The organism is Paraburkholderia acidicola (genome assembly GCF_002362315.1).
GTDB classification, from domain to species: Bacteria; Pseudomonadota; Gammaproteobacteria; order Burkholderiales; family Burkholderiaceae; genus Paraburkholderia; species Paraburkholderia acidicola.
This window is the reverse complement of record NZ_MTZV01000005.1, coordinates 143,006-167,102: the sequence shown is the minus strand read 5'-3', so window position 1 is coordinate 167,102 and position 24,097 is coordinate 143,006. Positions and strand designations below refer to the sequence as shown.

Genomic DNA, 24,097 nt, shown 5'->3' with positions numbered 1-24,097 from the left:
AAGGACAGCAGGAAAATGCAGCTTCGTGGTATCAGACCACGAAGCTGCGCATCTGCGCATCTGCGCATCTACGTATTACGACCTCGGCAGCAACAACCACATCCGGCCAGCCTGCTTCATCTTGCCAGCCAGATCGCCGGCATCGTCGCCGAGCCCCCAGAAGTAGTCGGCACGTACGCCGCCCTTGATCGCGCTGCCGGTGTCCTGTGCGAACACGAGACGGTTCATCGGCTGGTTGGTGAGCGGACGTGTGGTCTGCAGGAAGACCGGTGTGCCGAGCGGGATCGAGGATGGATCGACGGCGATCGACCGCTCAGGTGTGAGCGGCACGCCCAGCGCACCGATCGGACCATCCGCGCCGCCGCCTGGTGCCGGTTCCGAGTTCGGCATCTCGCGAAAGAACACGAAGCGCGGATTCGTATCGAGCAACGCATCGACTCGCCCAGGATTCGCGCGCGCCCACGCCTTGATGCCCTGCATCGTCGCCTGGGCAGGCGTGACTTCGCCGCGATCGAGCAGCCAGCGGCCAATCGACCGGTACGGCTGATTGTTCGTCCCGCCGAAGCCCACACGCATCACGCTACCGTCTTCCATCACGACGCGGCCCGATCCCTGGACCTGCAGGAAGAACGCCTCGATTGGATCGTCGACCCACACGAGTTCGTTGCCGTTCAGCACGCCGGCGCGTTCGAGTTGCGCGCGCGTCGGCAATTCAGACCCTGCACGATAGCCGGCAGGCCAGCGGTACAGCGCAGTCTGATAGATACCGTGACGCGTACGCGAACCACGCAGCAGCGGCTCGTAATAACCGGTCACGAGACCATCGAGCGTGCCGTCGTTGTTCGCGAGCTGAAATGGTGCGAAATAGGCTTCAAAAAACGTCCGCGCACCGGATACATCGAGATCGTCGATCTGCGCCGCCGCTGCGCAGGCGCGCTGCCAGTTTTCCATACGGGCCAGCCGCACGCAGTTCTGCCGCAGCGCTGCGGTCGCACCGATCAGCGAATCGTCGCTCCAGCCCGGCACCTGCTGCCACGTGACCGCCGTGAGACGCGCGGGCGCAATCTGCCCCGGAATGATCGCAGCCCCGGTGGGCGGCGACACCGGGCGCCGCACCGGCGCACTACCGCACGCAGCAAGCAGGACTGCCATCGAAACAGCACCGGCCCACGCTACGGCGCGCCGGACAAAACGCATACAATGTTCGCTCTTGATGGAAACCGCCATGTCTGAACTACTCGACGAATACCCGATGCTCATATTCGCGCTGGAATCACTTCTGGCGCTCTCGCTGCTGATTTTCATCGTGGTCTGGACCGCGTCCGGAAAGAAGAAGACGTCGCGCAACAAGCCGCGTTAGGACCTGCTGCAAACCTGTTAGCAGACCCTGAACGCGCCGCGACGTTCAATGCAGCGTGCGCGGCATGCGCAGAATGAACTCGGGCACCGGCGCGTCGAAGCGCTCTCCGTCTTCGGCGACGCAAAAGTACTCGCCGCGCATCGTACCCACGGGTGTCGCGATCACCGCCCAGCTCGTATATTCGAATTGCTCGCCGGGTTTGAGCAGCGGCTGATGCCCCACCACACCGAGCCCTTTTACTTCCTGCACACGCTCTTCGCTGTCCGTGATCACCCAGTGGCGAGCGATCAGTTGCGCGGGTACCTGCCCGCTGTTGCGGATGGTCAGCGTATAGGCAAACGCATACTGGCGATGCTCCGGGTCCGATTCCTCGGGCAGATACTGCACCTGCGACGACACGTTGAATTCGTACTGACTCATCCTGATTCCGCCCGCTTCCGGTCTGGTAATGGTGTGTGGTTAAAGTCCTCGCGAAGCCCGTACGCCAGTGCTTTGCGACGCGTCGGCGGGAACCTCGTTCATGGGTTGGCATTCTGCTTGATGCCGCGCAGGCCCGCAACCAGACTGTCCCGCCCCGCACAAGGCCGGGTTGCCCGCGAACCGGTAAAATAGCCGTTTTCCGTCGATCTCTCCTCGCCATGACGCAATTCCGCATCGCTCCCAGCATCCTGTCCGCCGATTTCTCGCGGCTCGGCGAAGAAGTTCGCAACGTCGTCGCCGCCGGCGCCGACTGGATCCATTTCGACGTCATGGACAACCATTACGTGCCGAACCTGACGATCGGACCGCTCGTCTGTGAGGCGCTGCGCCCGCACGTTCAGGTGCCGATCGATGTGCATCTGATGGTGCGTCCGGTCGACCGGATCGTGCCGGATTTCGCGAAAGCCGGTGCAAACAGGATCAGCTTTCACCCTGAAGGCTCCGATCACATCGACCGTACCCTGTCGCTAATCCACGATCACGGCTGCAAGTCGGGGCTCGTGTTCAACCCGGCCACGTCGCTCAGTTACCTCGATCATGTGATGGACAAGGTGGATCTCGTGCTGATCATGTCGGTGAATCCGGGGTTTGGCGGACAGTCGTTCATTCCCGAAGCGCTCAACAAATTGCGCGAAGCGCGTGCGCGCATCGATGCGTACAAAGAAAAGACCGGCCGCGAAATTCTTCTCGAAGTGGATGGCGGCGTAAAAATCGACAACATCGCGGAGATTGCCGCGGCGGGGGCGGACACGTTCGTCGCCGGATCAGCCATATTTGGCAAGCCAGACTACAAGGCTGTGATCGACCAGATGCGCAGCGAGCTCGCCAAGGTCGCGCATTGATGACGATAGACGAAGCACATCCGTATGCCGCGCCGGTTTTCACCGGGCCGCGCCTGCAGGCCGCGATCGTCGACCTCGACGGCACGATGATCGATACCGTCGACGATTTCACCGCCGGCCTGAACGGCATGCTCGCGCAACTCGACGCGGCGCCGATCTCGCGTAGCGAAGTCATGGGCTATATCGGCAAAGGCTCGGAGCATCTGGTTCGCACCGTGCTCGTGTCGCGCCTCGGCGAAGATCGCGCGCAGGCGCACTTCGACAACGCACTCGCGATTTATCAGACCGAATACGCGAAGATCAACGGTCGCCATACCCGTCTTTATCCGGACGTCGAAGCCGGTCTGATCGCGATGCGCGCCGCGGGTCTCAAGCTCGCCTGCGTGACGAACAAGCCGCACCGCTTCGCCGTCGAACTGCTCACACAGTACGGATTGCTCGACTACTTCACTCTCGTGCTGGGCGGCGACAGCCTGCCGAAAAAGAAACCCGATCCGCTGCCGATCCTGCATGCGTGCGCCACGCTAGACGTCGCGCCGCAAGCGACGGTTGCCATCGGTGACTCGGAAAACGACGCGCTGGCGGGCCGTGCGGCGGGCACAGCGACCCTCACCGTCCCCTACGGCTACAATCATGGCCAGGCTATACAAACGATAAAATCGGATGGTATAGTTGCCTCGCTGCTCGATGCCGCCAAGGCGATCGCGGCACACAACCCACCGGCTTAATAAAGTCCTTCCTCATGTTTCTGAATAAAAAACGGAGTCTGAGCAGCATCGACCGGGGAGCATGGCCCTGGCGTCGCTGGTCGCGCTGATACCTCGCTGAGGTATGCTGAAGCTTCGCTTCGGCACCGTTTTTTACTTCGCTGCGCTCGCGCGCTTTCCCTGGTTTTCCGCTGCTGGCTTCGCTGTACCGTTTCGATTGCCGCCATGTACACGATGTAACACGATGTACGGCAGCTAACCGGACGATGCGCGCGTAGCGGTCAACCTCCGGTCAAGCTCGCACAGGTCGTCCCAGCAAACCCCGGCCACACACCGTCGGCGGCACGACCAGGCAGCAGCGCAATACCCCGCATTGTCCGGCGCATCCAGGCCGCCGAACGCATGAACAGGATCGGAACATGACCGAACTCGAATTCCAGTCCCTCGCCAACGAGGGCTACAACCGCATCCCGATGATCGCCGAGGCGCTCGCCGATCTGGAAACGCCACTGTCGCTGTATCTGAAGCTCGCGCAACCCGAGCGCAACGGCGCGAATTCGTTTCTGCTCGAATCGGTGGTGGGCGGCGAACGGTTCGGCCGTTATTCGTTCATCGGCTTGCCGGCGCGCACGCTGCTGCGCACCCGCAACGGTGTGTCGGAAGTGGTGCGGGACGGCAAGGTCGTCGAAACACATGAAGGCGATCCGCTCGAGTTCATCCAGCAGTTCCAGAAACGCTTCAAGGTTGCGCTACGACCGGGTTTGCCGCGTTTCGCGGGCGGTCTTGCCGGATACTTCGGCTACGACGCCGTCCGCTACATCGAGAAGAAGCTCGCTCACACTGCCCCGCCCGACGATCTCAACCTGCCCGACATCCAGTTGCTCCTGACCGAAGAAGTCGCGGTCATCGATAATCTCGCGGGCAAGCTCTACCTCGTCATCTACGCCGATCCGTCTACTCCTGAAGCCTATGCCCGCGCGAAACAGCGCCTGCGCGAACTGCGCCAGCGTCTGCGTACCACCGTCCAGCCGCCGGTAACGTCGGCGAGCGTGCGCACCGACATCTACCGCGAGTTCGCCAAAGACGATTACCTCGCCGCCGTGCGCAAGGCGAAGGAATACATCGCGGCCGGTGAACTGATGCAGGTCCAGGTCGGTCAGCGGCTCACCAAGCCGTATCGCGACAATCCGCTGTCGCTGTATCGCGCGCTGCGCTCGCTGAACCCATCGCCGTACATGTACTACTACAACTTCGGCGACTTCCATGTGGTCGGCGCATCGCCGGAAATTCTCGTGCGCCAGGAAAAGCGCGGCGAGGATCGTATCGTGACGATCCGTCCGCTCGCCGGTACGCGGCCGCGCGGCAACACGCCGGAACGCGACGCCGAACTCGCCACCGAACTGCTGAACGACCCGAAAGAAATCGCCGAACACGTGATGCTGATCGACCTCGCGCGCAACGACGTCGGCCGCATCGCGGAGATCGGCTCGGTCGCGGTGACCGACAAGATGGTGATCGAAAAGTATTCGCATGTGCAGCACATCGTCAGCTCGGTGGAAGGCAAGCTGAAGCCCGGCATGACGAACTTCGACGTGCTGCGCGCCACCTTTCCGGCCGGCACGTTGTCGGGTGCGCCGAAGGTCCGCGCGATGGAACTGATCGATGAACTCGAACCCGTGAAGCGTGGCCTGTACGGCGGTGCGGTCGGCTACCTGTCGTTCACCGGCGAAATGGATCTGGCCATCACGATCCGCACTGGCGTGATTCACAACGGCAATCTATATGTGCAGGCCGCGGCGGGCGTCGTCGCGGATTCGGTGCCCGAGTCCGAATGGCAGGAGACCGAGAACAAGGCGCGCGCGGTGCTGCGCGCAGCCGAGCAGGTGCAAGACGGCCTCGATAGCGACTTCTGACCGGAGACAGACCATGCTGCTGATGATCGACAACTATGATTCGTTCACCTATAACCTGGTCCAGTACTTCGGCGAACTCGGCGAAGACGTGCGGACCTATCGCAATGACGAAATCACGCTCGACGACATCGCGAAGCTCGCGCCGTCGCGCATCTGTCTGTCGCCGGGACCGAGCAATCCGCAACATGCGGGCATTACGCTCGACGTGCTGCGCGAGTTCTCCGGCAAACTGCCAATTCTGGGTGTGTGCCTCGGCCACCAGGCCATCGGCGAAGCGTTCGGCGGTCGCGTCGTGCGTGCGCAGACCATCATGCACGGCAAGGTGAGCCAGATCGAAACCGACGGCCGCGGCGTGTTTGCCGATCTGCCCAAGCACTTCATCGTCACCCGCTATCACTCGCTCGCGATCGAACGCGAGTCGCTGCCCGATTGCCTCGAAGTCTCGGCGTGGACCGAAGACGGCGAGATCATGGGTGTGCGTCACAAGGAACTCGCCGTCGAAGGCGTGCAGTTCCATCCGGAGTCGATCCTGTCCGAACACGGTCACGCGCTGCTCGAGAATTTCGTCAAGCAGTCGAAGCTGGCCAGCCAGCAGCAGCATCACGCATGACGATCGAGAGCGACACCATGACGATTACTCCGCAGGAAGCATTGCAGCGCACGATCGAACATCGCGAGATCTTCCACGACGAAATGCTGCATCTGATGCGCCTCATCATGCGCGGCGATATGTCGCCGGTGATGTCGGCGGCGATCATCACCGGGCTGCGCGTCAAAAAAGAGACCATCGGCGAAATCACCGCGGCCGCCACGGTGATGCGTGAATTTGCCCGGCACGTCGAGGTGCAGGACAACTCGAACTTCGTCGATATCGTCGGTACCGGCGGCGACGGTGCGCATACGTTCAACATTTCGACGGCGACGATGTTCGTCTCGGCCGCCGCGGGCGCGAAGGTCGCAAAGCACGGCAACCGCGGCGTGTCGAGCAAGTCGGGCAGCGCGGACGTACTCGAAGCGCTCGGCGTGAACATCGATCTGCAACCGGACCAGGTGGCAGCATCGATTGCCGAAACGGGCATGGGCTTCATGTTCGCGCCGAACCATCATCCCGCGATGAAGAACATCGCGCCGGTGCGCCGCGAACTCGGCGTGCGCACCATCTTCAACATCCTCGGCCCGTTGACCAACCCGGCCGGCGCACCGAATCAGTTGATGGGCGTGTTCCACCCCGACCTCGTCGGGATTCAGGTTCGCGTGATGCAGCGGCTCGGTGCAAAGCACGTGCTGGTCGTGTACGGGATGGACGGCATGGACGAGGTATCGCTCGGCGCGGCGACTCAGGTCGGCGAGTTGCGCGATGGCGAAGTGCGTGAGTACGAGATTCATCCGGAAGACTTCGGTATGCAGATGGTGTCGAACCGCTCGCTGAAAGTGACCGACGCGCAGGAATCGAAAGTGAAGCTGCTCGAAGCGCTCGACAACAAACCGGGCGTCGCGCGCGAAATCGTCGTTCTCAACTCGGGCACCGCACTCTATGCGGCGAATGTCGTCGAATCGATCGAGGCTGGTATCGAGCTGGCGCGCGAGGCAATCGCAAGCGGTCGTGCGCGCGCCAAGGTCGACGACCTGATTCGCTTCACCCAGCAATTCAAGCAGTAACTTCTGTACGGAACTCTCATGAGCGATATCCTCAACCGCATCATCGACGTCAAGCGCCAGGAAGTTCGCGTCGCCCAGCAGAGCGCGCCGCTTGAAGAACTCAGACTCGAAGCGTCAGCGCGCGATCACCGCGACTTCGTCGGCGCACTGCGCGCGAAGCACGCGGCCGGCGTGCCCGCAGTGATCTCCGAAGTGAAGAAGGCCAGTCCCTCGAAAGGCGTGATCCGCGAGCATTTCGTGCCGGCCGACATTGCGCGATCGTATGCGAAGCATGGCGCAGCCTGCCTGTCGGTGCTGACCGACGTGCAGTTCTTTCAGGGCAGCACCGCCTACCTTGAAGAAGCGCGCGCCGCGTGCGATCTGCCGGTACTGCGCAAGGATTTCATCATCGATCCGTATCAGATCGTCGAAGCCCGCGCGATGGGTGCCGACGCGATCCTGCTGATCGCGGCCGTGCTCGATACGCCGCAGATGCAGGACCTCGAAGCGTTTGCTCATTCGCTGGGACTCGCGGTGCTCGTCGAAGTCCACGACCGCGACGAGCTGACCGAGGCACTGACGCTAAAGACACCGCTGATCGGCATCAACAACCGCAACCTGCGCACGTTCGAAACCACGATCGAAACGACGATCGGCATGCTCGATTCAGTTCCGGACGACCGTATCGTTGTCACCGAATCGGGCATCCTGTCGCGTGCCGACGTCGAGCAGTTGCGTGCGATGGACGTGCATACGTTCCTCGTCGGCGAAGCGTTCATGCGCGCCGACGAACCGGGTGTGGAACTCGCGCGTATGTTTTTCTGATCGCGGCATAGAACGGACACAGCACACGGTAACGCACCATGGGACTTGAACGCGAAATCAAACTGGCGTTGCCGGCTGACCAGACGGCCGCGGCGACGCAGTGGTTTGTCACGCGTACGGGGCAAGCCGGACAAATTGTGCCGCTCGCGAACCGCTATTTCGACACGCCTGCGCTCGCGCTTGCGCGCGCGAAAAGTGCGCTGCGTCTGCGCCATACGCCGGAAGGCTGGCTGCAGACGTTCAAGACGGCGGGCACGTCGCGGGCTGGCCTGCATAGCCGGCACGAATGGGAAATGCCGGTAGCCGGCCCAGCGCTCGACATCGATGCGCTGCTGCGCGCCTGCGACGACGAACCTTCCGCCGCGGCACTGCGCCAGGCCGCACCGGAACTCGTCGAACTGTTTCGCACCGACTTCACGCGCACGATCTGGCACATCGACCACGCAGATGCGGCAATCGAAGCCGCGATCGATCAGGGCGAGGTCGTGGCCCAGGTGAACGGCGAAACGCGCCGTGCGCCGTTGTGCGAGATCGAACTTGAATTGAAGCGCGGCGACGAAAGCGCACTGCATACACTCGCCGCCGAGCTTCGCGCTCATATTCCCGGCCTCGCACCCGACGACATCAGCAAGGCGCAGCGCGGATACCATCTGCGGGAACGCTAGGCGACGATCTCCGCTCGCCTTCGCCTTGAGCTGCCGCAAGTTTGCTGCGACACTTGCGCCTCATGACCTCTTCCTCCCGCTCACGCGACCGCGCGTCGCACGCTTCGCAGGCATCGCTGTTTGCCGACGAGCCAGCCACTACCGCACCCGTACCTGTTCCCACCGGCGTTCAGCCGCTCGAAGCGCAGTTTGGCGCGCTGCCGCCCGCGTGGCGCGCGCTGCTCGATCCGTTTATCGGCAGTGAGGCTTATACGGCGCTGTGCCGTTTCGTCGATGGAGAGCGCGCCGCCGGCAAGACCGTCTATCCGGCGGATGTATTCCGCGCGTTACGTCTGACGAGTCCCGACGAGGTCAAGGTCGTGATCCTCGGCCAGGACCCGTATCACGGCGAAGATCGCGACACGCCGCAAGCGCACGGGCTCGCGTTTTCGGTGCCACCCGGCGTGCGGCCGCCGCCGTCGCTCAAGAACATCTTCAAGGAAATCGCCGCCAGCCTCGGGCATGAGCCGCCCGCTCACGGTTGCCTCGATGCATGGGCACAGCAAGGCGTGCTACTGCTGAACACCGTGCTGACCGTCGAGCGCAACAACGCCGCGAGTCACGCGAAACGTGGCTGGGAAAAATGCACCGACATGCTGATTCATGAGCTTGCGCAGCGTCATGACGGTCTCGTGTTCATGCTGTGGGGTGCGCATGCGCAGGCCAAACGTGTGCTGCTCGGCGGTCGTTCGCACAAAGTGCTGGAAGCACCGCATCCGTCGCCGCTATCGGCACATCGTGGCTTTCTGGGCTGCGGACATTTCGCGCTTGCTAACGCGTATCTCGTCGAAACGGGGCGTAAGCCTATCGACTGGCGTCTGCCCGAGATCGCGCGAACGCTTGCATAGGGTTTGCTCTCGCGCCCCGCTGAGCACTGAACGTTCAACAGCAAGAAGCAAACGCCAACAACCCGGTTCAAACAAAAACGCCACGAAAAGATTTCGTGGCGTTTTGCCGTGCATTACATCTGCACATCGCGGCACACACCGTGCCGCGCAACATCTACAGCGAGTACGCGAATCAGGCAGCCGTCGCGATCGCTTCGCGTGCACCGGCCAGTGCGGCAGCAGCAGCGTCCGGGCCCATGTTCAGACCTTCCGCATAGATGAAGTCCACGTCGGTCATACCGAGGAAACCGAGGAACGTCTTCAGGTACGGCGTGTGGGTGTCGCCGGGCGTGCCAACGTACTTGCCGCCGCGCGCCGCGACGATAAATACCTTCTTGCCCTTCACCAGACCTTCCGGACCCGATGCGCCGTAGCGGAACGTGATGCCGGCGCGGGCGATGAAGTCGAAGTAGGTCTTCAGTTGCGACGAGATGCCGAAGTTGTACATCGGCGCGGCGATCACGACGATGTCGGCGGCTTGCAGTTCAGCGATCAGCGCTTCGCTGCGTGCGGAGATGGCTTGCTGCTCGGCGGTGCGTTGTTCGGCCGGCGTGAAGAACGCTCCGAGGATCGCGTCGTCGAGATGGGGCAGCGGTTCAGCGTGCAGCTGGCGGACGACGACTTGCGCGCCCGGGTTCGACTGTTGCAGCTTGGCGGTCAGTTCATCGGCAAGCAGGGTCGACTGCGCGCCTTGCGAGCGGGCCGCCGAATTGATTTGAAGGATCGTGGTCATCGTTGACTCCAGTTGGGGCGCGCAGCGTTGCGCGAGTGGAGTCATTGTGTTTTTTTGCGAGGCCGCGAAAAAGTAGCGCGGCAGCGACGCATTGTTGCATCAGTAGAACAATCGGCTGCCTGAACGGACATACAGCCGTCGCATTGTATCGACCCCGACAGGCAATCGAAAGCCGCGGAGCGCCCGCGAGCGAGTGGGCACTCCGTCGCAGCGCGTTGCACGGCGGGGCTTTGCGCTTTCAGGCCTTCAGCCAGCGTTCGCGGGCACGGGTCGCGGCGGCACGGGAATCGGCGGTGGAGAGCACGTAGCGTGCGACCTCCGGAGCATCCAGTTTCAGCTGAACAACCCGCAGTTCGTCGCGCCGGAACGCATGGATTTCCACTTTCGCGCCCGCCAGGTAGCGCGCGAGCAACGCGTCGAGGTTGGCACCGGTGACACGCAACCCGTCGATCGCAACCAGCACATCGCCGGCCGAGAGCCCCGCTTTCTGCGCGGCACTGCCGTCGTGAACGGCAGCCAGCGTGCAGTCCGCGCCGCCCCGCACGCGTGCGCCCAGCGAAGGCTTCGCGCCCGCATCGGTTTCAGGCTTCAGCGACACGCCGAACGGCGCGAGCAACGCCGCCAGCGGCAGGTCGACCGTGCCGCGTACGCCATCGGTGAACAGTTCCGCAAGGTTTGCACCGGTCGCTTCGGCAAACAGCGCTTCGACATCCGCTTCCTCGACACCGACCGGCTTGCCGCGGTAAAAATCGCGGCCGTAGCGTTGCCACAGCAGGCGCATCACGTCGTCGAGCGATTTGCGGTTGCGGGTTTGCGCGCGAATCGTCAGATCGAATGCCAGTGCGATGAGCGAACCCTTCGTGTAATAGCTGACGATCGCGTTCGGTGCGTTTTCGTCCTGCCGGTAGTACTTGACCCACGCGTCGAACGAGCTTTCGGCAACCGTCTGCTTCAGGCGACCGCTGCCGCGCTGCACGCCGCCGACCACCTTGCCGACGAGGCCGAAGTAATCGTCCTGCGTGATAACGCCGCTACGCACGAGGATCAGATCGTCGTAATAGGACGTAAAACCTTCGAACAGCCACAGCAGCGACGTGTAGTTCTCGCGCGTCAGATCGTACGGTGCGAACGCGGCGGGCTTGATCCGCTTCACGTTCCACGTATGGAAGTACTCGTGGCTGCACAGGCCCAGGTAGGTCCGGTAGCCTTCGGTCATCGGCTCGCGCCCGGTCACCGGCAGATCGCCGCGATTGCAGATCAGCGCCGTCGACGCACGATGTTCGAGCCCGCCATAACCATCGCTGACCGCCTGGGTCATGAACACATAGCGGTCGACGGGCGCCTTCTTCGATTTCGGTTCGAAGAGCGCGATCTGCGCTTCGCAGATGCGCTTCAGGTCGGCGGCGAGCCGCTCCATGTCGAGCCCGACGACGCGCCCGGCAATCACGATGTCGTGCGGCACACCGTGCGCCTTGAAGGTCGCGAGCGCGAATTCGCCAAGCGTGACCGGATGGTCGATCAGCTCATCGTAGTTCTGCGCACGATATTCGCCGAAGCCATAGCGCTTCGTGCCGCGCGCTTCGGGCAGCGCGGTTGCGACACGCCATTGCCGGTACTGCGCGCCGGCCGGCTTCTGGATCTCGACGACGCAAGGTGCGTCTTCATGCCCCGGCACGGCGAGAAACACGCTCGTGCCGTTGAAGAAACCGGTCGTGTCGTCCAGATGCGCCGCACGCACCGACAGATCCCACGCGTAGACCTCGTAGCGCAGCGTCAGCGCACCTTTAACCGCCGCGGCCTGCCACGTGTGCTTGTCGGTCTTCGTGACGCGAACCTTGCGGCCCGCATCGTTGAACGCGCGCAGCGTGACGATGTTGCGCGCGAACTCACGCACCATATAGCTGCCGGGAATCCACACGGGCAGCATGAAACGCTGTCCGGCCGGATCGGGATCGGCGACGGTGACGGTGACTTCGAACAGGTGGGCAGCGGGCTGGCTGGGGACGATGGTGTAGCGGATCGGCTTCATCTGCGGGGTGGGTGCGAGCGATGAGATAGGGACGGCAGGAGGCGGTACCGTGCGCAGCGCGCTGAATCAGGCTGTGCCCGTGGGGCTACCTGCCGGTACGACGGAAGGAGGCGACGCTTTTAGCAACGCGCCGCCCGCCATCCGCGGTACCAGCACGTTTAGCGCACTGCCGAGATCTGTTTGTTCAGTTCGTCAGCGGGAACTGCGCCGGGCAAACGCCGGCCGTCGGCGAGGAACACCGTCGGCGTGCCGGTGACGTTCATCTCATGACCGAGCTTGAGGTTCTTGTCGATGGCGGCGGTATCGCAGGTACCCGCGGCTGTCGGCGCGGTGCGGTTCTGCATCCACGATTCCCATGCCTTCGCGCGATCGGTCGAACACCAGATCGACTTCGACTTCACCTCGGAATCAGGCGACAGCACTGGGTACAGGAACGTATAGACGGTGACGTTATCAACCGATTTCAGCGTGTTTTCGAGCTGCTTGCAGTACGGGCAGTTCGGATCGGAGAACACCGCGATCTGGCGGCTGCCGTTGCCCTTCACGACCTTCACTGCATTCGCGAACGGCAGGCTCGCAAAGTTGATGCGGTTGGTTTCCGACAGGCGCGCTTCGGTGAGGTTCTTGTGATTCTTCGCATCGATGAGATCGCCGAGAATCAGGTAGTCGCCGGTAGCGTCGCTATAGATGATCTGCGAGCCGAGATTCACCTCGTACAGCCCGGCGATCGGCGACTTCTCGATACTCTTGATCGTCGCGTCGGCGAGGCGCGTTTGCAGCGCCGCTTTCAGCTTGTCGGTGGTCTGATCGGCCTGCGCGGTGCAACCGAGCGTCGCGGCAGCGACAGCAAGGACAAGCGCAGCGATTCGGATAGGCTTTTTCATGCTGGATTCCCTGATTCGTTCACGCGCGCCCGATGCGCGCGCCTGCTTCGACTGTGATGTGGCGTGCTGCGTGATCATTTGAGTGTGCCCGAATGCGCTGCGACTTGCATCCGCGGCATCCGCGACGACCGCACACTTCTTCTTCCCTCTTGCTCAACCGAGCGCCGCAGAAACCAGCCAGCGCTTGACGAGCGGCTGCGCACCGATCATCGCCATCCCCGCGTTACGCACCGCGCGGGCAAGCGGACCGGGCACGGCGAAAAGCTTTTGCAGGCCGTCGGTGGCGAGCATCAGCGCGCGGATATCTTCGCGACGCGAGCGCTCGTAGCGGCGCAACAGCACCGTGTCGCCGAGATCGCGGAACGCTTCCTTCTGCGCGACGACTTCCGCCAGCGACATGACGTCGCGCAGCCCGAGGTTCATCCCCTGGCCCGCGAGCGGGTGGATCAGATGCGCGGCGTCGCCGACGAGAGCGACGCGCGGCGCGATTAAACGGTCGACAGTTTGCAGTGCGAGCGGAAAGCCCTTCGCCGGTGTCACGCATTCCAGCGTGCCCAACGTGCCTTGCGTCACGCGCTCAACTTCCGCTGCAAGCTTCGCCGGATCGTGTTCGAGCAGCGCATCGGCATGTTCGGTGCGCGCCGACCAGACCAGCGACACATGGCCATCCGGCAACGGCAGCAACGCGACAATCTCGCCGCCGCTGAACCATTGATACGCCGTTTCGCCGTGCGGGCACTCCGCCTTGAAATTGGCGACGACACCGGTCTGCTGATAGTCGCGCCGCAGAACCTTCGAACCGATCTGGGCGCGCACCCATGAATGCGCGCCGTCGGCACCGACCACCAGATCGGCTTCGATCGTGCGCCCGTTTGCCAGCGCAATCGTCGCGCCGGACGTTTTCACATCGAGCGCCTGGGCGCGTGCGTCGAGCCAGGTCAGATTCGGCTGGAAGCGCAGCGCGGCATCGAGTGCCTGTTCGATCAGCGATGATTCCGCGATCCATGCGAGCTGCGGCACCGATGCCTGGAACGCGGAGAAATGCAGCTCGGCATGCGCATCGCCGAATACACGCATGTCGTAGACCGGCGACAGACGGGATGGATCGAGTGCCTGCCAGACCCGCAGACGCTCGAACAGCGCCTGCGAACTCGCGGATAACGCGTAGACGCGCGCATCGAAAGCGGCATCGGCGGGCGGCGGCACGCACGGCTGCGCGAGTAGTGCGACGCGCAGACCGCCCTGCGTCAATGCCAGCGCCGCAGTCTTGCCGACGAGCCCGCCGCCGATCACGGCGACGTCAAAAGTCTGGTGGTGAGCATTCATCCGGGCATTATAGCCGCGGGGGCCACGCCGTCCGGGCTCGTCCAGCAGTGCTGCAATCGGTGCGCCACGGGCATGCGCACCGCCCGTCGCCAGTCCGCCGCGCTCGAACCGGCACCCCCGACAGGGTTACAATTGCGGTTTTCCGGTGATTACGACCACCGGCAAGACGTACTGCTTGCACCGTGCCGTCCGCCGCCCTTCTCCATCGGGCCGTAGCCGGCGCGTGAGTCGAGCCGCAGGCAGCAAGCTCCGCCGCGCGCGACGAAGCCCCGTCACCACCCGTTTATTAGAGAAATTCCATGAGCCTCAAATGCGGCATCGTCGGCCTGCCTAATGTCGGCAAGTCCACCCTGTTCAACGCACTGACCAAGGCCGGCATCGCCGCCGAAAACTACCCGTTCTGCACGATCGAGCCGAACGTCGGCATCGTCGAAGTGCCGGACGCGCGCCTCACGGCACTCGCCGACATCGTCAAGCCGGAGCGCATCGTGCCGGCGATCGTCGAGTTCGTCGACATCGCGGGGCTCGTGGCAGGTGCCAGCAAAGGTGAAGGGCTCGGCAACCAGTTCCTCGCCAACATCCGCGAAACCGACGCGATCACGCACGTCGTGCGCTGCTTCGATGACGAGAACGTGATTCACGTTGCAGGCAAGATCGATCCGCTGTCGGACATCGAAGTCATCAACACCGAACTCGCGCTCGCCGACCTCGCCACGGTCGAAAAATCGCTGACACGCTATTCGAAGGCGGCGAAATCGGGCAACGACAAGGAAGCAGGAAAGCTCGCCGCGGTGCTCGAAAAAGTGCGTGCACAACTTGATCAGGCGAAGCCGGTGCGAGCGCTGGATCTGTCGGAAGATGAAAACGCGCTGCTCAAACCGTTCTGTCTAATCACCGCCAAGCCGACGATGTACGTCGCGAACGTGAAGGAAGACGGCTTCGAAAACAATCCGCACCTCGACGCGGTGCGCAAACATGCCGAAGCTGAGAATGCGCCGGTCGTCGCGGTGTGCGCCGCGATCGAAGCTGAGATCGGCGAACTCGGCGACGAGGACAAGGAAGTCTTCCTGGCCGACATGGGTATGGACGAGCCGGGCCTGAACCGCGTGATCCGCGCGGGTTTCAAGCTGCTCGGCCTGCAGACCTACTTCACCGCGGGCGTGAAGGAAGTGCGGGCATGGACGATCCATATCGGCGACACGGCGCCGCAGGCTGCCGGCGTGATTCATACCGACTTCGAACGCGGCTTCATCCGTGCGCAGACCATTGGCTTCGCCGATTTCGTATCGTACAAGGGTGAGCACGGTGCGAAGGAAGCCGGCAAGATGCGCGCGGAAGGTAAGGAATATGTCGTGCACGACGGGGATGTGATGAACTTTCTGTTCAACGTTTGAGCGTGACTGGCTGATTCCGGGCCCTTGGCAGGTTGCCAAGGGCTTTTTTGTTTTCTGGTGCCCGTTTGTGTTCTGCCGCGTTAAAATGGGTGTAAATGGGTGTGAAAATGAGTGGCCACGCCCAATAAATGGGTGTAATCGGGTGTATTATTGGTGCAATGATCCTAGCCCACACCACCCAGATCACTCCTGAGATCCTGAAACTTATCGCCGGAATCGATGAGTTCAAGGGCGCATGGCGCGCGCTGGGGACGCTCGCGCCGGATCGGCTGTCGGCGTTGCGCCGGGTGGCGACCATAGAGAGTGTCGGCTCCTCTACCCGTATCGAAGGCAGCAAGCTCTCGGATCGCGAGGTAGAACGACTACTGTCCAATCTGCAGATCAAGTCCTTCACGACACGCGACGAGCAGGAAGTGGCAGGCTATGCCGAGGTCATGGAACTGATGTTCTCCTCATGGCAGGACATCACCCTGACCGAGAATCACATCAAGCAACTACATCGCGATCTTCTCGCCCACAGCGAGAAAGATGCGTGGCACCGGGGCAACTACAAGACCTCCACAAACAGCGTCGTTGCCTTCGACGAAGAAGGCAAACAACTGGGAGTGGTTTTCGAAACCGCAACACCCTTCGACACACCGCGCCTGATGGCGGAGCTGGTGACCTGGTTCAATGACGAGCGGCATGCAGCACGCCTGCACCCGTTACTACTCATTGGTATATGGGTTGTGGTCTTTCTGGAAATTCACCCTTTCCAGGATGGTAATGGCCGGCTTAGCCGCGCGCTGACTACTCTGCTGTTGCTGCAAGCCGGCTATGCCTACGTGCCTTATAGCTCGCTAGAGGGCGTGGTCGAGCAAAGCAAGGAGGCCTACTACCTTGCGCTCCGGCAAACGCAGGGAACAATTCGAACTGATGCACCGAACTGGCAGCCGTGGCTCGTTTTCTTCCTGCGTGCATTGGCAGAACAGGTTCGCCGTCTCAATCACAAAGTGGAGCGCGAGAAGCTGGTACTCGCTCCATTGCCCGAGCTATCGTTGCAGATTGTCGAGTTTGCAAAGGAGCATGGCCGCATTACGATGGCAGATGCGATACGGCTGACGGGTGGCAATCGCAACACACTGAAGCAGCATTTTCGGGCACTCGTTGAGCGAAGCTATCTTGGCCAACGTGGGGCAGGCAGAGGTGTCTGGTATGAGCTTGCGTCGTCACTCGCTACGCAGTCCGACAGCCCCTTGGGCAGATCCGAGAAGTGATGGACTGTACGCGGCCCCGCCGCACAGTCGCCTCGCAAAGCCGCGCATTGCCGCGGCTTTTTTATTTCCACCTGTTCCCATCAGTAAGGCATTCCCTTACCGCCCTTCTGTTTGCCCAACGCCGGTGATAAATTGCGCGTTTTAGGGGCCTTCGCACGACCCGGTAGTTCGACCAAACAATCGGAATGCGCTCGATCTGTGCGACGCAACAACGCGACGTTGTTGTTCCGCTCGAAAGGACTCCCACACTTTATTTTCTGTCATCGACCACCACTACAATCGCGTACTCGCAACTTGCGCGACTTTAGACCCTGGAGACCTATCGATGAAATTCAAACCCTTGTTTCGTTCGTTTTCCGTGGCGGCCGTGCTGGCCCTCGGCGTGGCGCAGAGCGCGCACGCAGCCACCGAGATCCAGTTCTGGCATGCCATGGAAGCCGCACTGGGCGAACACCTGAACGATATCGCGACCGCGTTCAACGCGTCGCAAAGCGACTACAAGATTGTTCCGGTCTTCAAGGGCAGCTACGACCAGACGCTCGCCGCAGGCATCGCGGCATACCGCAGCGGTAACGCGCCGGCCATCCTGCAGGTCTACGAGGTCGGTACCGCCACGATGATGCAGGCGAAGAAAGCCGTGATCCCGGTCTCGGATGTGTTCAAGCAGGCTGGTGTGCCGCTCGACGAAAAAGCCTTCGTACCGACCATTGCAAGTTATTACAGCGACGCGAAGACCGGTGAGCTGATCTCGATGCCGTTCAACAGTTCGACGCCGGTGCTCTATTACAACAAGGATGCGTTCAAGAAAGCCGGGCTCGATCCGAACAAGCCGCCGAAGACCTGGCAAGAGCTGCAGCAGGACGCACAGAAGCTGAAAGCGTCGGGCATGTCGTGCGGTTACTCGTCGGGCTGGCAGAGCTGGATTCAGCTCGAGAACTACAGCGCATGGCACGGTGTGCCGTTCGCGTCTGAAAACAACGGCTTCGATGGCGCCGATGCGGTGCTCGAATTCAACAAGCCGCTGCAGACCGCGCACATCCAGTTCCTGCAGACCATGTTGAAGGAAGGCACGTTCACCTACGTCGGACGCAAGGACGAACCGGTCTCGAAGTTCTATAGCGGTGACTGCGGAATCATCACAAACTCGTCGGGCTCGCTTGCCACGATCAAGAAGTATGCGAAGTTCAGCTTCGGCACCGGCATGATGCCGTACGACGCGAACGTGAAGGGCGCGCCGCAGAACGCGATTATCGGTGGGGCGAGTTTGTGGGTGCTGTCGGGCAAGGATCCGGCCACCTATAAGGGTGTTGCGAAGTTTCTCGCTTACCTGAGCTCGCCGGCTGTCGCCGCGAAGTGGCATCAGGACACCGGCTACCTTCCTGTCACGACGGCGGCTTATCAACTGACGCAGCAACAGGGCTTCTACGACAAGAACCCGGGCAGCGACACGGCGATCAAGCAGATGCTGAACAAACCGCCGCTGCCGTTCACGAAGGGCCTGCGTCTCGGCAACATGCCGCAGATCCGCACGATCATCGATGAAGAACTCGAACAGGTGTGGGCGCAGAAGAAATCGCCGAAGGATGCGCTCGACTCCGCGGCGTCGCGCGGCGACGAGTTGCTGCGTCGTTTCGAAAAGGCCGGTAGCTAAGCTGTCCCGAGCCGCGACGATCGACCTCACCGGCCGGTCGTCGCAGACTTGACGTAGAGTCGCAGCAATCCGCGCGTCTCCCTGCATCTCAAGCATCACGGCTGGAAAATCTCGATGGAAAAACGCTCCCGCTTCGGCACCGGCGTACTGCCCTACCTGCTGGTCGCGCCGCAACTCCTGATCACCGCGGTGTTCTTCCTGTGGCCCGCCGGCGCCGCGCTATGGCAATCGACGCAGTCGCAGGACGCGTTCGGCACGTCGAGCGAATTCGTCGGTCTCGCGAACTTCAAGCAGTTGTTCGCCGACCCGCTGTACCTGTCGTCGCTCACGACGACGCTGATCTTCTGCGCGCTCGTCACGGTCTTCGGTCTCGTGATCTCGCTCTTGCTCGCGGCCTGCGCCGATCGTGTGACGCGCGGCGCCAAAGCCTATCAAACGCTGCTGATCTGGCCGTACGCCGTCGCGCCCGCGATCGCCGCGGTGCTGTGGTCGTTCCTGTTCAATCCGAGCATCGGGATCGTCACGTATGCGCTCGCGAAGTACGGCATCGTGTGGAATCACGCGCTGAACGCCGGCCAGGCGATGTTCCTCGTCGTGCTCGCGTCGGTGTGGAAGCAGGTCAGCTACAACTTCCTGTTCTTCTACGCGGGATTGCAGGCCATTCCGCGCTCGCTGATCGAAGCGGCGGCGATCGACGGAGCGGGTCCGGTGCGGCGCTTCTTCGGCATCGCACTACCGCTGCTGTCGCCAACCAGTTTCTTCCTGCTCGTCGTGAACTTGACCTACGCGTTCTTCGACACGTTTCCGGTCATCGACGCGGCCACCGGCGGCGGTCCTGCACAGGCCACGCGTACGCTGATCTACAAGATTTTCGCCGAAGGTTTTCAGGGCCTCGACATCGGTAGCTCGGGCGCGCAGTCGGTCGTGCTGATGGTGATCGTCGCTGGGCTGACCGTCGTGCAGTTCCGTTTCATCGAGCGGAGGGTTCAATACTCATGATCGAGAATCGCCGCGGTTTCGACCTCTTCTGCCACGCGGTGCTGCTGATCGGCGTCGTGCTGGTGGTCTTCCCCGTGTACGTCGCGTTCTGCGCGGCCACGATGAGCGAGCACGAGGTGTTCAGCGTGCCGCTGTCGCTGATCCCGAGCACGCATCTGTTCGAAAATATCGCTGCCGTCTGGTCGCACGGTAGTGGCAATGCGGCCAGCCCGTTCGGCCGCATGTTGTTCAACAGCCTCGTGATGGCGCTCATCATCTCGATCGGCAAGATCGCGATCTCGATGATCTCCGCGTATGCGATCGTGTTCTTTCGCTTCCCGTTTCGCAACACCGCTTTCTGGCTGATCTTCGTCACGCTGATGCTGCCCGTCGAAGTGCGCATTTTCCCGACGGTGCAGGTCGTGTCGTCGATGCATCTGAGCAATTCGTATGCGGGTCTCACGTTGCCGTTGATCGCCTCCGCGACTGCAACGTTCCTGTTCCGCCAGTTCTTCATGACGTTACCCGACGAATTGATGGAAGCCGCGCGCATCGACGGCGCCGGGCCGCTGCGTTTCTTCTGGGACGTCGTGGTCCCGCTGTCGAAGACGAACCTGGCTGCGCTCTTCGTGATCACCTTCATCTACGGATGGAATCAGTACCTGTGGCCGATCCTGATTACGAGCCAGCAGTCGTTGACCACGGCGGTGGTTGGCATCAAGAGCATGATCGCGTCCGGCGACACCGCGACCGAATGGCACCTCGTGATGACTGCGACGCTGCTGGCGATGTTGCCACCGCTCGCCGTCGTGCTGACGATGCAGCGCTGGTTCGTGCGCGGCCTCGTCGATGCGGAAAAATGAGCCGGCCGGTCCGGGTTTCGTCAATGAACATATACGGCGGTGGCGCATTTCGCGCCGGCCGCCTCTGCACTGAAGGGCGAGTGGAATGGCTGCGCTGACGCTAAAGGCTGTCAAGAAAACGTACGACGGCAAACAGTTCGTGCTGCACGGTATCGACGTGGACATCGACGACGGCGAGTTCGTCGTGATGGTGGGTCCGTCGGGCTGCGGCAAGTCGACATTGCTGCGGATGGTCGCCGGACTGGAGAGCATCTCCGATGGCGAGATCTCGATCGGCGGCAAGGTCGTGAACCGGCTCGAACCGAAAGACCGGAACATCGCGATGGTGTTCCAGAACTACGCGCTGTATCCGCATATGAGCGTCGCGCAGAACATGGGCTACGCGCTGAAGATCGCGGGCACGGACGCGGCGACGATCGCGCGACGCGTCGATACCGCGGCGAAGATCCTCGAACTCGGCCCGCTGCTCGAGCGCAAACCGCGCGAGCTGTCGGGCGGCCAGCGGCAGCGCGTTGCGATGGGTCGCGCAATCGTGCGCGAGCCGGCGGTGTTCCTGTTCGACGAACCGCTGTCGAATCTCGACGCGCGGCTGCGTGTGCAGATGCGGCTCGAAATCCAGCGGCTGCATGCACGTCTTGCGACGACGAGCCTGTACGTCACCCACGATCAGGTCGAAGCGATGACGCTCGCGCAGCGTGTGATCGTGATGAACCGCGGTTACGCGGAACAGATCGGTTCGCCGACGGACGTCTACGAACGGCCCGCGACGATCTTCGTCGCGAGCTTCATCGGTTCGCCGGGGATGAATCTGCTGCACGGCCGCGTGTCCGCCGACGGCGCGACGTTTGAAGTCGCGGAAGGCGGTCCGGCGTTGCCGATCGCAGGCACACCGTCGATTGGTCGCGAGGTGGCGGCGGGACGCGAGTGGATCGTCGGCATTCGTCCCGAGCACATGACGCCCGGTCAGCCGGGCGCGGCGCATGCCACGCTCACCGTCGATTCGTGCGAACTGCTCGGCGCCGACAATCTCGCGCACGGTCGTTGGGGCAAGCACGACGTCACCGCGCGGCTGCCGCACACGCATCGCCCCGCTGCGGGCGAAGCGCTGCAGGTTGCGCTGCCGGCACAGCATCTGCATTTCTTCGATCCGGCTAGCGGGCAGCGGGCGAACTGAGCGGCACGATGAGACGCGAAACGGAGCGCGCGGCAAATCACGGCAAAGCACGCCATCGAGAGATCATGAAAGCTATCGTTCTCGCGTCTGTCCGGTCGTGCACGGCATTTGCCGCGGCCCTGTTGCTGAGCGTGCCGCCTGCATTCGCCTACGTCGCTCCAGACGCCGCATCCGGCACGAACGCCGACGAATCCAGCCTCAGCAATCACAACACCTATACGAACCGCGACGGCAATACGGTGCACGCGCCGGCCCGCTCGCTGTCCGGCAAGGTTCCGCAAGGCGCAAGCGCGCGTTGCCGCGACGGCACCTACAGTTTCAGCCGGCATCGCAGCGGCACCTGTTCGCGGCACGGCGGCGTCGCAGACTGGCTGTGACCCGGCATAAGGCCGCACACCGCTCCCCCGTTCCGTTCGCCCCCGCCGATTTCCGCTGCCGACCGTTGCCCGCCGCGAAGTACAATGCCACCTGAACCATCCGCGCGTGCGGGGGTGTCGCTGAGCCCGGCACAGCGCCGGCCGGCGCCGGGCGCTCTGCCCGGCCTGTACCGCGGCCTGTATCGATTACCCATTCACCCCGATTGCCCGCCGAATATGGCAGGCGTCGTCAACGTCTATTGCAAGCAAATGGCCCAATACGTCTTCACCATGAACCGGGTCGGCAAGATCGTGCCGCCCAAGCGTCAAATCCTCAAGGACATCTCGCTGTCGTTCTTCCCCGGCGCGAAGATCGGTCTGCTCGGCCTGAACGGTTCGGGCAAGTCGACATTGATCCGCATCATGGCGGGCGTCGACAAGGACATCGAAGGCGAAGCGACGCCGATGCCGAACCTGAACATCGGCTATCTGCCGCAGGAACCGCAGCTCGATCCGCAGAAGACGGTGCGTGAAGCCGTCGAGGAAGGTCTCGGCGAAGTATTCGGCGCGCAAAAGAAGCTCGACGAAATCTACGCAGCGTACGCCGAGCCGGACGCCGATTTCGACGCGCTCGCCGCCGAACAGGCCAAGTACGAAGCGATCCTCGCCACCGCCGATGGCAGCGCCGAACAACAGATCGAAATCGCCGCCGATGCGCTGCGTCTGCCCGCATGGGACGCGAAGATCGAAAATCTGTCGGGCGGCGAAAAGCGTCGCGTCGCGCTGTGCAAGCTGCTGCTCGAAAAACCGGACATGCTGCTGCTCGACGAGCCGACCAACCACCTTGACGCGGAATCGGTGGAATGGCTCGAGCAGTTCCTGACGCGCTTTCCAGGCACTGTGGTCGCCGTTACCCACGATCGCTACTTCCTCGATAACGCCGCCGAATGGATTCTCGAACTCGACCGCGGCCACGGCATTCCGTGGAAGGGTAACTACAGTAGCTGGCTCGATCAGAAGGACGAGCGCCTGAAGCAGGAAGAATCGTCGGAATCGGCTCGCCAGAAAGCGATCAAGAAGGAACTGGAGTGGGTGCGGCAAAATCCGAAGGGCCGTCAGGCGAAGTCGAAGGCACGGATCGCGCGCTTCGAGGAACTGAATAGCCAGGACTACCAGAAGCGCAATGAAACGCTCGAAATCTTCATTCCGGTCGGCGATCGCCTTGGCAATGAAGTGATCGAGTTCAAGAATGTCAGCAAGGCGTACGGCGATCGTCTGTTGCTCGATAACGTGAGCTTCAAGGTGCCTGCGGGTGCGATCGTCGGGATCATCGGGCCGAACGGCGCCGGTAAGTCGACGTTGTTCCGCATGCTGACTGGCAAGGAGCAGCCGGATTCTGGCGAAATCGTACAAGGGCCGACTGTGAAGCTGGCCTATGTCGATCAGAGCCGCGACGCGCTCGACGGTTCGAAGACCGTGTTCGAAGAAATCTCCGGTGGCGCCGATGTGCTGACGGTGGGCAAATACGAAACGGCGTCGCGTGCGTACATCGGCCGCTTCAACTTCAAGGGCGGCGACCAGCAGAAGAATGTCGGCAATCTGTCGGGCGGTGAGCGCGGCCGGTTGCATCTCGCGAAGACGCTGATCGCAGGCGGCAACGTCCTGCTGCTTGACGAACCGTCGAACGACCTCGACGTTGAAACGCTGCGTGCGCTCGAAGATGCGTTGCTCGAATTCGCCGGCTCTGTGATGGTGATCTCGCACGATCGCTGGTTCCTCGACCGTATCGCGACGCATATTCTCGCGTTCGAAGGCGACTCGCAGATCACGTTCTTCGACGGCAACTATCAGGAATACGAGGCCGACAAGATCAAGCGTCTCGGCGAAGAAGCGGCACGGCCGAAGCGTCTGCGTTACAAGCCGATCGCTCGTTAAACGTTTGCAAGGCGGCGTACACGGTACGCCGCTTTTTTAAGTACCTCGCCAGCTTGACACGTGCCGCATAAAGCACGACGATTTGTCCATAATACGAAGTAAAAATCCACATAATGGACAGCGCAACTCCGTTGCATGGGATAGGAGTAAGCGCTAAAGCGC

Annotated in this window: 23 protein-coding genes; 17 read left to right on the top strand and 6 right to left on the bottom strand. The window is 62.2% G+C overall.

Annotated features, from left to right (window positions below; all coding sequences use genetic code 11):
• Positions 1-75 precede the first annotated feature (75 nt).
• Entirely contained in the window at positions 76-1,260 is a 1,185-nt protein-coding gene (gene mltA / locus BWP39_RS19030; protein WP_235851457.1) for a murein transglycosylase A, read from the bottom strand.
• Between mltA and BWP39_RS32505 the strand changes: the two genes are divergently transcribed.
• Positions 1,226-1,360 (top strand): hypothetical protein, encoded by a 135-nt coding sequence (locus BWP39_RS32505; protein WP_268877175.1) that lies wholly within the window; start codon positions 1,226-1,228, stop codon positions 1,358-1,360. The genes mltA and BWP39_RS32505 overlap by 35 nt on opposite strands.
• A gap of 45 nt (positions 1,361-1,405) precedes the next feature.
• Here the strand turns inward: BWP39_RS32505 and apaG are convergent, their stop codons facing one another.
• On the bottom strand, positions 1,406-1,780 hold the full coding sequence (gene apaG / locus BWP39_RS19025) for a Co2+/Mg2+ efflux protein ApaG (RefSeq protein ID WP_096722968.1): 375 nt from the start codon (positions 1,778-1,780) through the stop codon (positions 1,406-1,408).
• 218 nt (positions 1,781-1,998) lie between these two features.
• Between apaG and rpe the strand changes: the two genes are divergently transcribed.
• The 8 genes from rpe to BWP39_RS18985 all read left to right on the top strand — a co-directional run bounded on the left by rpe (position 1,999) and on the right by BWP39_RS18985 (position 9,317).
• Positions 1,999-2,682 carry a ribulose-phosphate 3-epimerase gene (gene rpe, locus BWP39_RS19020; protein ID WP_096722966.1) on the top strand — a complete coding sequence of 228 codons (684 nt, stop codon included), beginning with the start codon at positions 1,999-2,001 and terminating at the stop codon, positions 2,680-2,682.
• Entirely contained in the window at positions 2,682-3,410 is a 729-nt protein-coding gene (locus tag BWP39_RS19015) for a phosphoglycolate phosphatase (protein ID WP_096722964.1), read from the top strand. The genes rpe and BWP39_RS19015 overlap by 1 nt, the downstream gene beginning before the upstream one ends.
• A 398-nt stretch (positions 3,411-3,808) precedes the next feature.
• Positions 3,809-5,302, top strand: a complete 1,494-nt coding sequence (trpE, locus tag BWP39_RS19010; RefSeq protein WP_096722962.1) for an anthranilate synthase component I — start codon at positions 3,809-3,811, stop codon at positions 5,300-5,302.
• 13 nt (positions 5,303-5,315) lie between these two features.
• The gene (locus tag BWP39_RS19005) at positions 5,316-5,912 is read left to right on the top strand and encodes an aminodeoxychorismate/anthranilate synthase component II (protein ID WP_096722960.1); all 597 of its coding nucleotides are present in this window, start codon (positions 5,316-5,318) and stop codon (positions 5,910-5,912) included.
• A 17-nt stretch (positions 5,913-5,929) separates the two neighbouring features.
• Positions 5,930-6,961 (top strand): anthranilate phosphoribosyltransferase, encoded by a 1,032-nt coding sequence (trpD, locus tag BWP39_RS19000; protein ID WP_096723010.1) that lies wholly within the window; start codon positions 5,930-5,932, stop codon positions 6,959-6,961.
• A gap of 18 nt (positions 6,962-6,979) precedes the next feature.
• Complete coding sequence (trpC, locus tag BWP39_RS18995) at positions 6,980-7,765, top strand: indole-3-glycerol phosphate synthase TrpC (protein WP_096722958.1); 786 nt, start codon at positions 6,980-6,982, stop codon at positions 7,763-7,765.
• Between the two features lie 38 nt (positions 7,766-7,803).
• Positions 7,804-8,430 (top strand): CYTH domain-containing protein, encoded by a 627-nt coding sequence (locus tag BWP39_RS18990; protein ID WP_096722956.1) that lies wholly within the window; start codon positions 7,804-7,806, stop codon positions 8,428-8,430.
• A gap of 62 nt (positions 8,431-8,492) precedes the next feature.
• Positions 8,493-9,317 carry a uracil-DNA glycosylase gene (locus BWP39_RS18985; RefSeq protein ID WP_096722954.1) on the top strand — a complete coding sequence of 275 codons (825 nt, stop codon included), beginning with the start codon at positions 8,493-8,495 and terminating at the stop codon, positions 9,315-9,317.
• A gap of 172 nt (positions 9,318-9,489) precedes the next feature.
• Here BWP39_RS18985 and BWP39_RS18980 read toward each other — a convergent pair whose 3' ends face one another.
• The 4 genes from BWP39_RS18980 to BWP39_RS18965 form a co-directional block, all read right to left on the bottom strand.
• The gene (locus BWP39_RS18980; RefSeq protein WP_096722952.1) at positions 9,490-10,089 is read right to left on the bottom strand and encodes an FMN-dependent NADH-azoreductase; all 600 of its coding nucleotides are present in this window, start codon (positions 10,087-10,089) and stop codon (positions 9,490-9,492) included.
• A gap of 238 nt (positions 10,090-10,327) precedes the next feature.
• Complete coding sequence (locus BWP39_RS18975; protein ID WP_096722950.1) at positions 10,328-12,118, bottom strand: M61 family metallopeptidase; 1,791 nt, start codon at positions 12,116-12,118, stop codon at positions 10,328-10,330.
• 158 nt (positions 12,119-12,276) lie between these two features.
• Entirely contained in the window at positions 12,277-13,002 is a 726-nt protein-coding gene (locus BWP39_RS18970; RefSeq protein WP_096723008.1) for a DsbC family protein, read from the bottom strand.
• A 153-nt stretch (positions 13,003-13,155) separates the two neighbouring features.
• Positions 13,156-14,328 (bottom strand): UbiH/UbiF family hydroxylase, encoded by a 1,173-nt coding sequence (locus BWP39_RS18965; RefSeq protein WP_096722948.1) that lies wholly within the window; start codon positions 14,326-14,328, stop codon positions 13,156-13,158.
• A 299-nt stretch (positions 14,329-14,627) separates the two neighbouring features.
• Between BWP39_RS18965 and ychF the strand changes: the two genes are divergently transcribed.
• The 8 genes from ychF to ettA all read left to right on the top strand — a co-directional run bounded on the left by ychF (position 14,628) and on the right by ettA (position 23,935).
• On the top strand, positions 14,628-15,722 hold the full coding sequence (ychF, locus tag BWP39_RS18960) for a redox-regulated ATPase YchF (RefSeq protein WP_096722946.1): 1,095 nt from the start codon (positions 14,628-14,630) through the stop codon (positions 15,720-15,722).
• A gap of 158 nt (positions 15,723-15,880) precedes the next feature.
• Positions 15,881-16,978 (top strand): Fic family protein, encoded by a 1,098-nt coding sequence (locus BWP39_RS18955; protein WP_096722944.1) that lies wholly within the window; start codon positions 15,881-15,883, stop codon positions 16,976-16,978.
• A 325-nt stretch (positions 16,979-17,303) separates the two neighbouring features.
• The gene (ugpB, locus tag BWP39_RS18950; RefSeq protein ID WP_096722942.1) at positions 17,304-18,629 is read left to right on the top strand and encodes a sn-glycerol-3-phosphate ABC transporter substrate-binding protein UgpB; all 1,326 of its coding nucleotides are present in this window, start codon (positions 17,304-17,306) and stop codon (positions 18,627-18,629) included.
• 114 nt (positions 18,630-18,743) lie between these two features.
• A complete protein-coding gene (gene ugpA, locus BWP39_RS18945) occupies positions 18,744-19,628 on the top strand; it encodes a sn-glycerol-3-phosphate ABC transporter permease UgpA (protein ID WP_096722940.1) in 885 nt (294 codons plus the stop codon).
• Positions 19,625-20,470 carry a sn-glycerol-3-phosphate ABC transporter permease UgpE gene (ugpE, locus tag BWP39_RS18940; protein ID WP_096722938.1) on the top strand — a complete coding sequence of 282 codons (846 nt, stop codon included), beginning with the start codon at positions 19,625-19,627 and terminating at the stop codon, positions 20,468-20,470. The genes ugpA and ugpE overlap by 4 nt, the downstream gene beginning before the upstream one ends.
• Before the next feature lie 85 nt (positions 20,471-20,555).
• Positions 20,556-21,644 carry a sn-glycerol-3-phosphate import ATP-binding protein UgpC gene (locus BWP39_RS18935; protein ID WP_096722936.1) on the top strand — a complete coding sequence of 363 codons (1,089 nt, stop codon included), beginning with the start codon at positions 20,556-20,558 and terminating at the stop codon, positions 21,642-21,644.
• A gap of 65 nt (positions 21,645-21,709) precedes the next feature.
• Complete coding sequence (locus BWP39_RS18930) at positions 21,710-22,021, top strand: DUF3761 domain-containing protein (protein ID WP_096722934.1); 312 nt, start codon at positions 21,710-21,712, stop codon at positions 22,019-22,021.
• A gap of 249 nt (positions 22,022-22,270) precedes the next feature.
• Entirely contained in the window at positions 22,271-23,935 is a 1,665-nt protein-coding gene (ettA, locus tag BWP39_RS18925; RefSeq protein WP_096723006.1) for an energy-dependent translational throttle protein EttA, read from the top strand.
• Positions 23,936-24,097: the final 162 nt, after the last annotated feature.

Bases quoted from the DNA above. Each gene is read 5' to 3' on its own strand.
- BWP39_RS32505 (WP_268877175.1), top strand. From the start codon at position 1,226: ATGTCTGAACTACTCGACGAATACCCGATGCTCATATTCGCGCTGGAA.
- mltA (WP_235851457.1), bottom strand. From the start codon at position 1,260: ATGAGCATCGGGTATTCGTCGAGTAGTTCAGACATGGCGGTTTCCATC.
- apaG (WP_096722968.1), bottom strand. From the start codon at position 1,780: ATGAGTCAGTACGAATTCAACGTGTCGTCGCAGGTGCAGTATCTGCCC.
- rpe (WP_096722966.1), top strand. From the start codon at position 1,999: ATGACGCAATTCCGCATCGCTCCCAGCATCCTGTCCGCCGATTTCTCG.
- BWP39_RS19015 (WP_096722964.1), top strand. From the start codon at position 2,682: ATGACGATAGACGAAGCACATCCGTATGCCGCGCCGGTTTTCACCGGG.
- trpE (WP_096722962.1), top strand. From the start codon at position 3,809: ATGACCGAACTCGAATTCCAGTCCCTCGCCAACGAGGGCTACAACCGC.
- BWP39_RS19005 (WP_096722960.1), top strand. From the start codon at position 5,316: ATGCTGCTGATGATCGACAACTATGATTCGTTCACCTATAACCTGGTC.
- trpD (WP_096723010.1), top strand. From the start codon at position 5,930: ATGACGATTACTCCGCAGGAAGCATTGCAGCGCACGATCGAACATCGC.
- trpC (WP_096722958.1), top strand. From the start codon at position 6,980: ATGAGCGATATCCTCAACCGCATCATCGACGTCAAGCGCCAGGAAGTT.
- BWP39_RS18990 (WP_096722956.1), top strand. From the start codon at position 7,804: ATGGGACTTGAACGCGAAATCAAACTGGCGTTGCCGGCTGACCAGACG.
- BWP39_RS18985 (WP_096722954.1), top strand. From the start codon at position 8,493: ATGACCTCTTCCTCCCGCTCACGCGACCGCGCGTCGCACGCTTCGCAG.
- BWP39_RS18980 (WP_096722952.1), bottom strand. From the start codon at position 10,089: ATGACCACGATCCTTCAAATCAATTCGGCGGCCCGCTCGCAAGGCGCG.
- BWP39_RS18975 (WP_096722950.1), bottom strand. From the start codon at position 12,118: ATGAAGCCGATCCGCTACACCATCGTCCCCAGCCAGCCCGCTGCCCAC.
- BWP39_RS18970 (WP_096723008.1), bottom strand. From the start codon at position 13,002: ATGAAAAAGCCTATCCGAATCGCTGCGCTTGTCCTTGCTGTCGCTGCC.
- BWP39_RS18965 (WP_096722948.1), bottom strand. From the start codon at position 14,328: ATGAATGCTCACCACCAGACTTTTGACGTCGCCGTGATCGGCGGCGGG.
- ychF (WP_096722946.1), top strand. From the start codon at position 14,628: ATGAGCCTCAAATGCGGCATCGTCGGCCTGCCTAATGTCGGCAAGTCC.
- BWP39_RS18955 (WP_096722944.1), top strand. From the start codon at position 15,881: ATGATCCTAGCCCACACCACCCAGATCACTCCTGAGATCCTGAAACTT.
- ugpB (WP_096722942.1), top strand. From the start codon at position 17,304: ATGAAATTCAAACCCTTGTTTCGTTCGTTTTCCGTGGCGGCCGTGCTG.
- ugpA (WP_096722940.1), top strand. From the start codon at position 18,744: ATGGAAAAACGCTCCCGCTTCGGCACCGGCGTACTGCCCTACCTGCTG.
- ugpE (WP_096722938.1), top strand. From the start codon at position 19,625: ATGATCGAGAATCGCCGCGGTTTCGACCTCTTCTGCCACGCGGTGCTG.
- BWP39_RS18935 (WP_096722936.1), top strand. From the start codon at position 20,556: ATGGCTGCGCTGACGCTAAAGGCTGTCAAGAAAACGTACGACGGCAAA.
- BWP39_RS18930 (WP_096722934.1), top strand. From the start codon at position 21,710: ATGAAAGCTATCGTTCTCGCGTCTGTCCGGTCGTGCACGGCATTTGCC.
- ettA (WP_096723006.1), top strand. From the start codon at position 22,271: ATGGCCCAATACGTCTTCACCATGAACCGGGTCGGCAAGATCGTGCCG.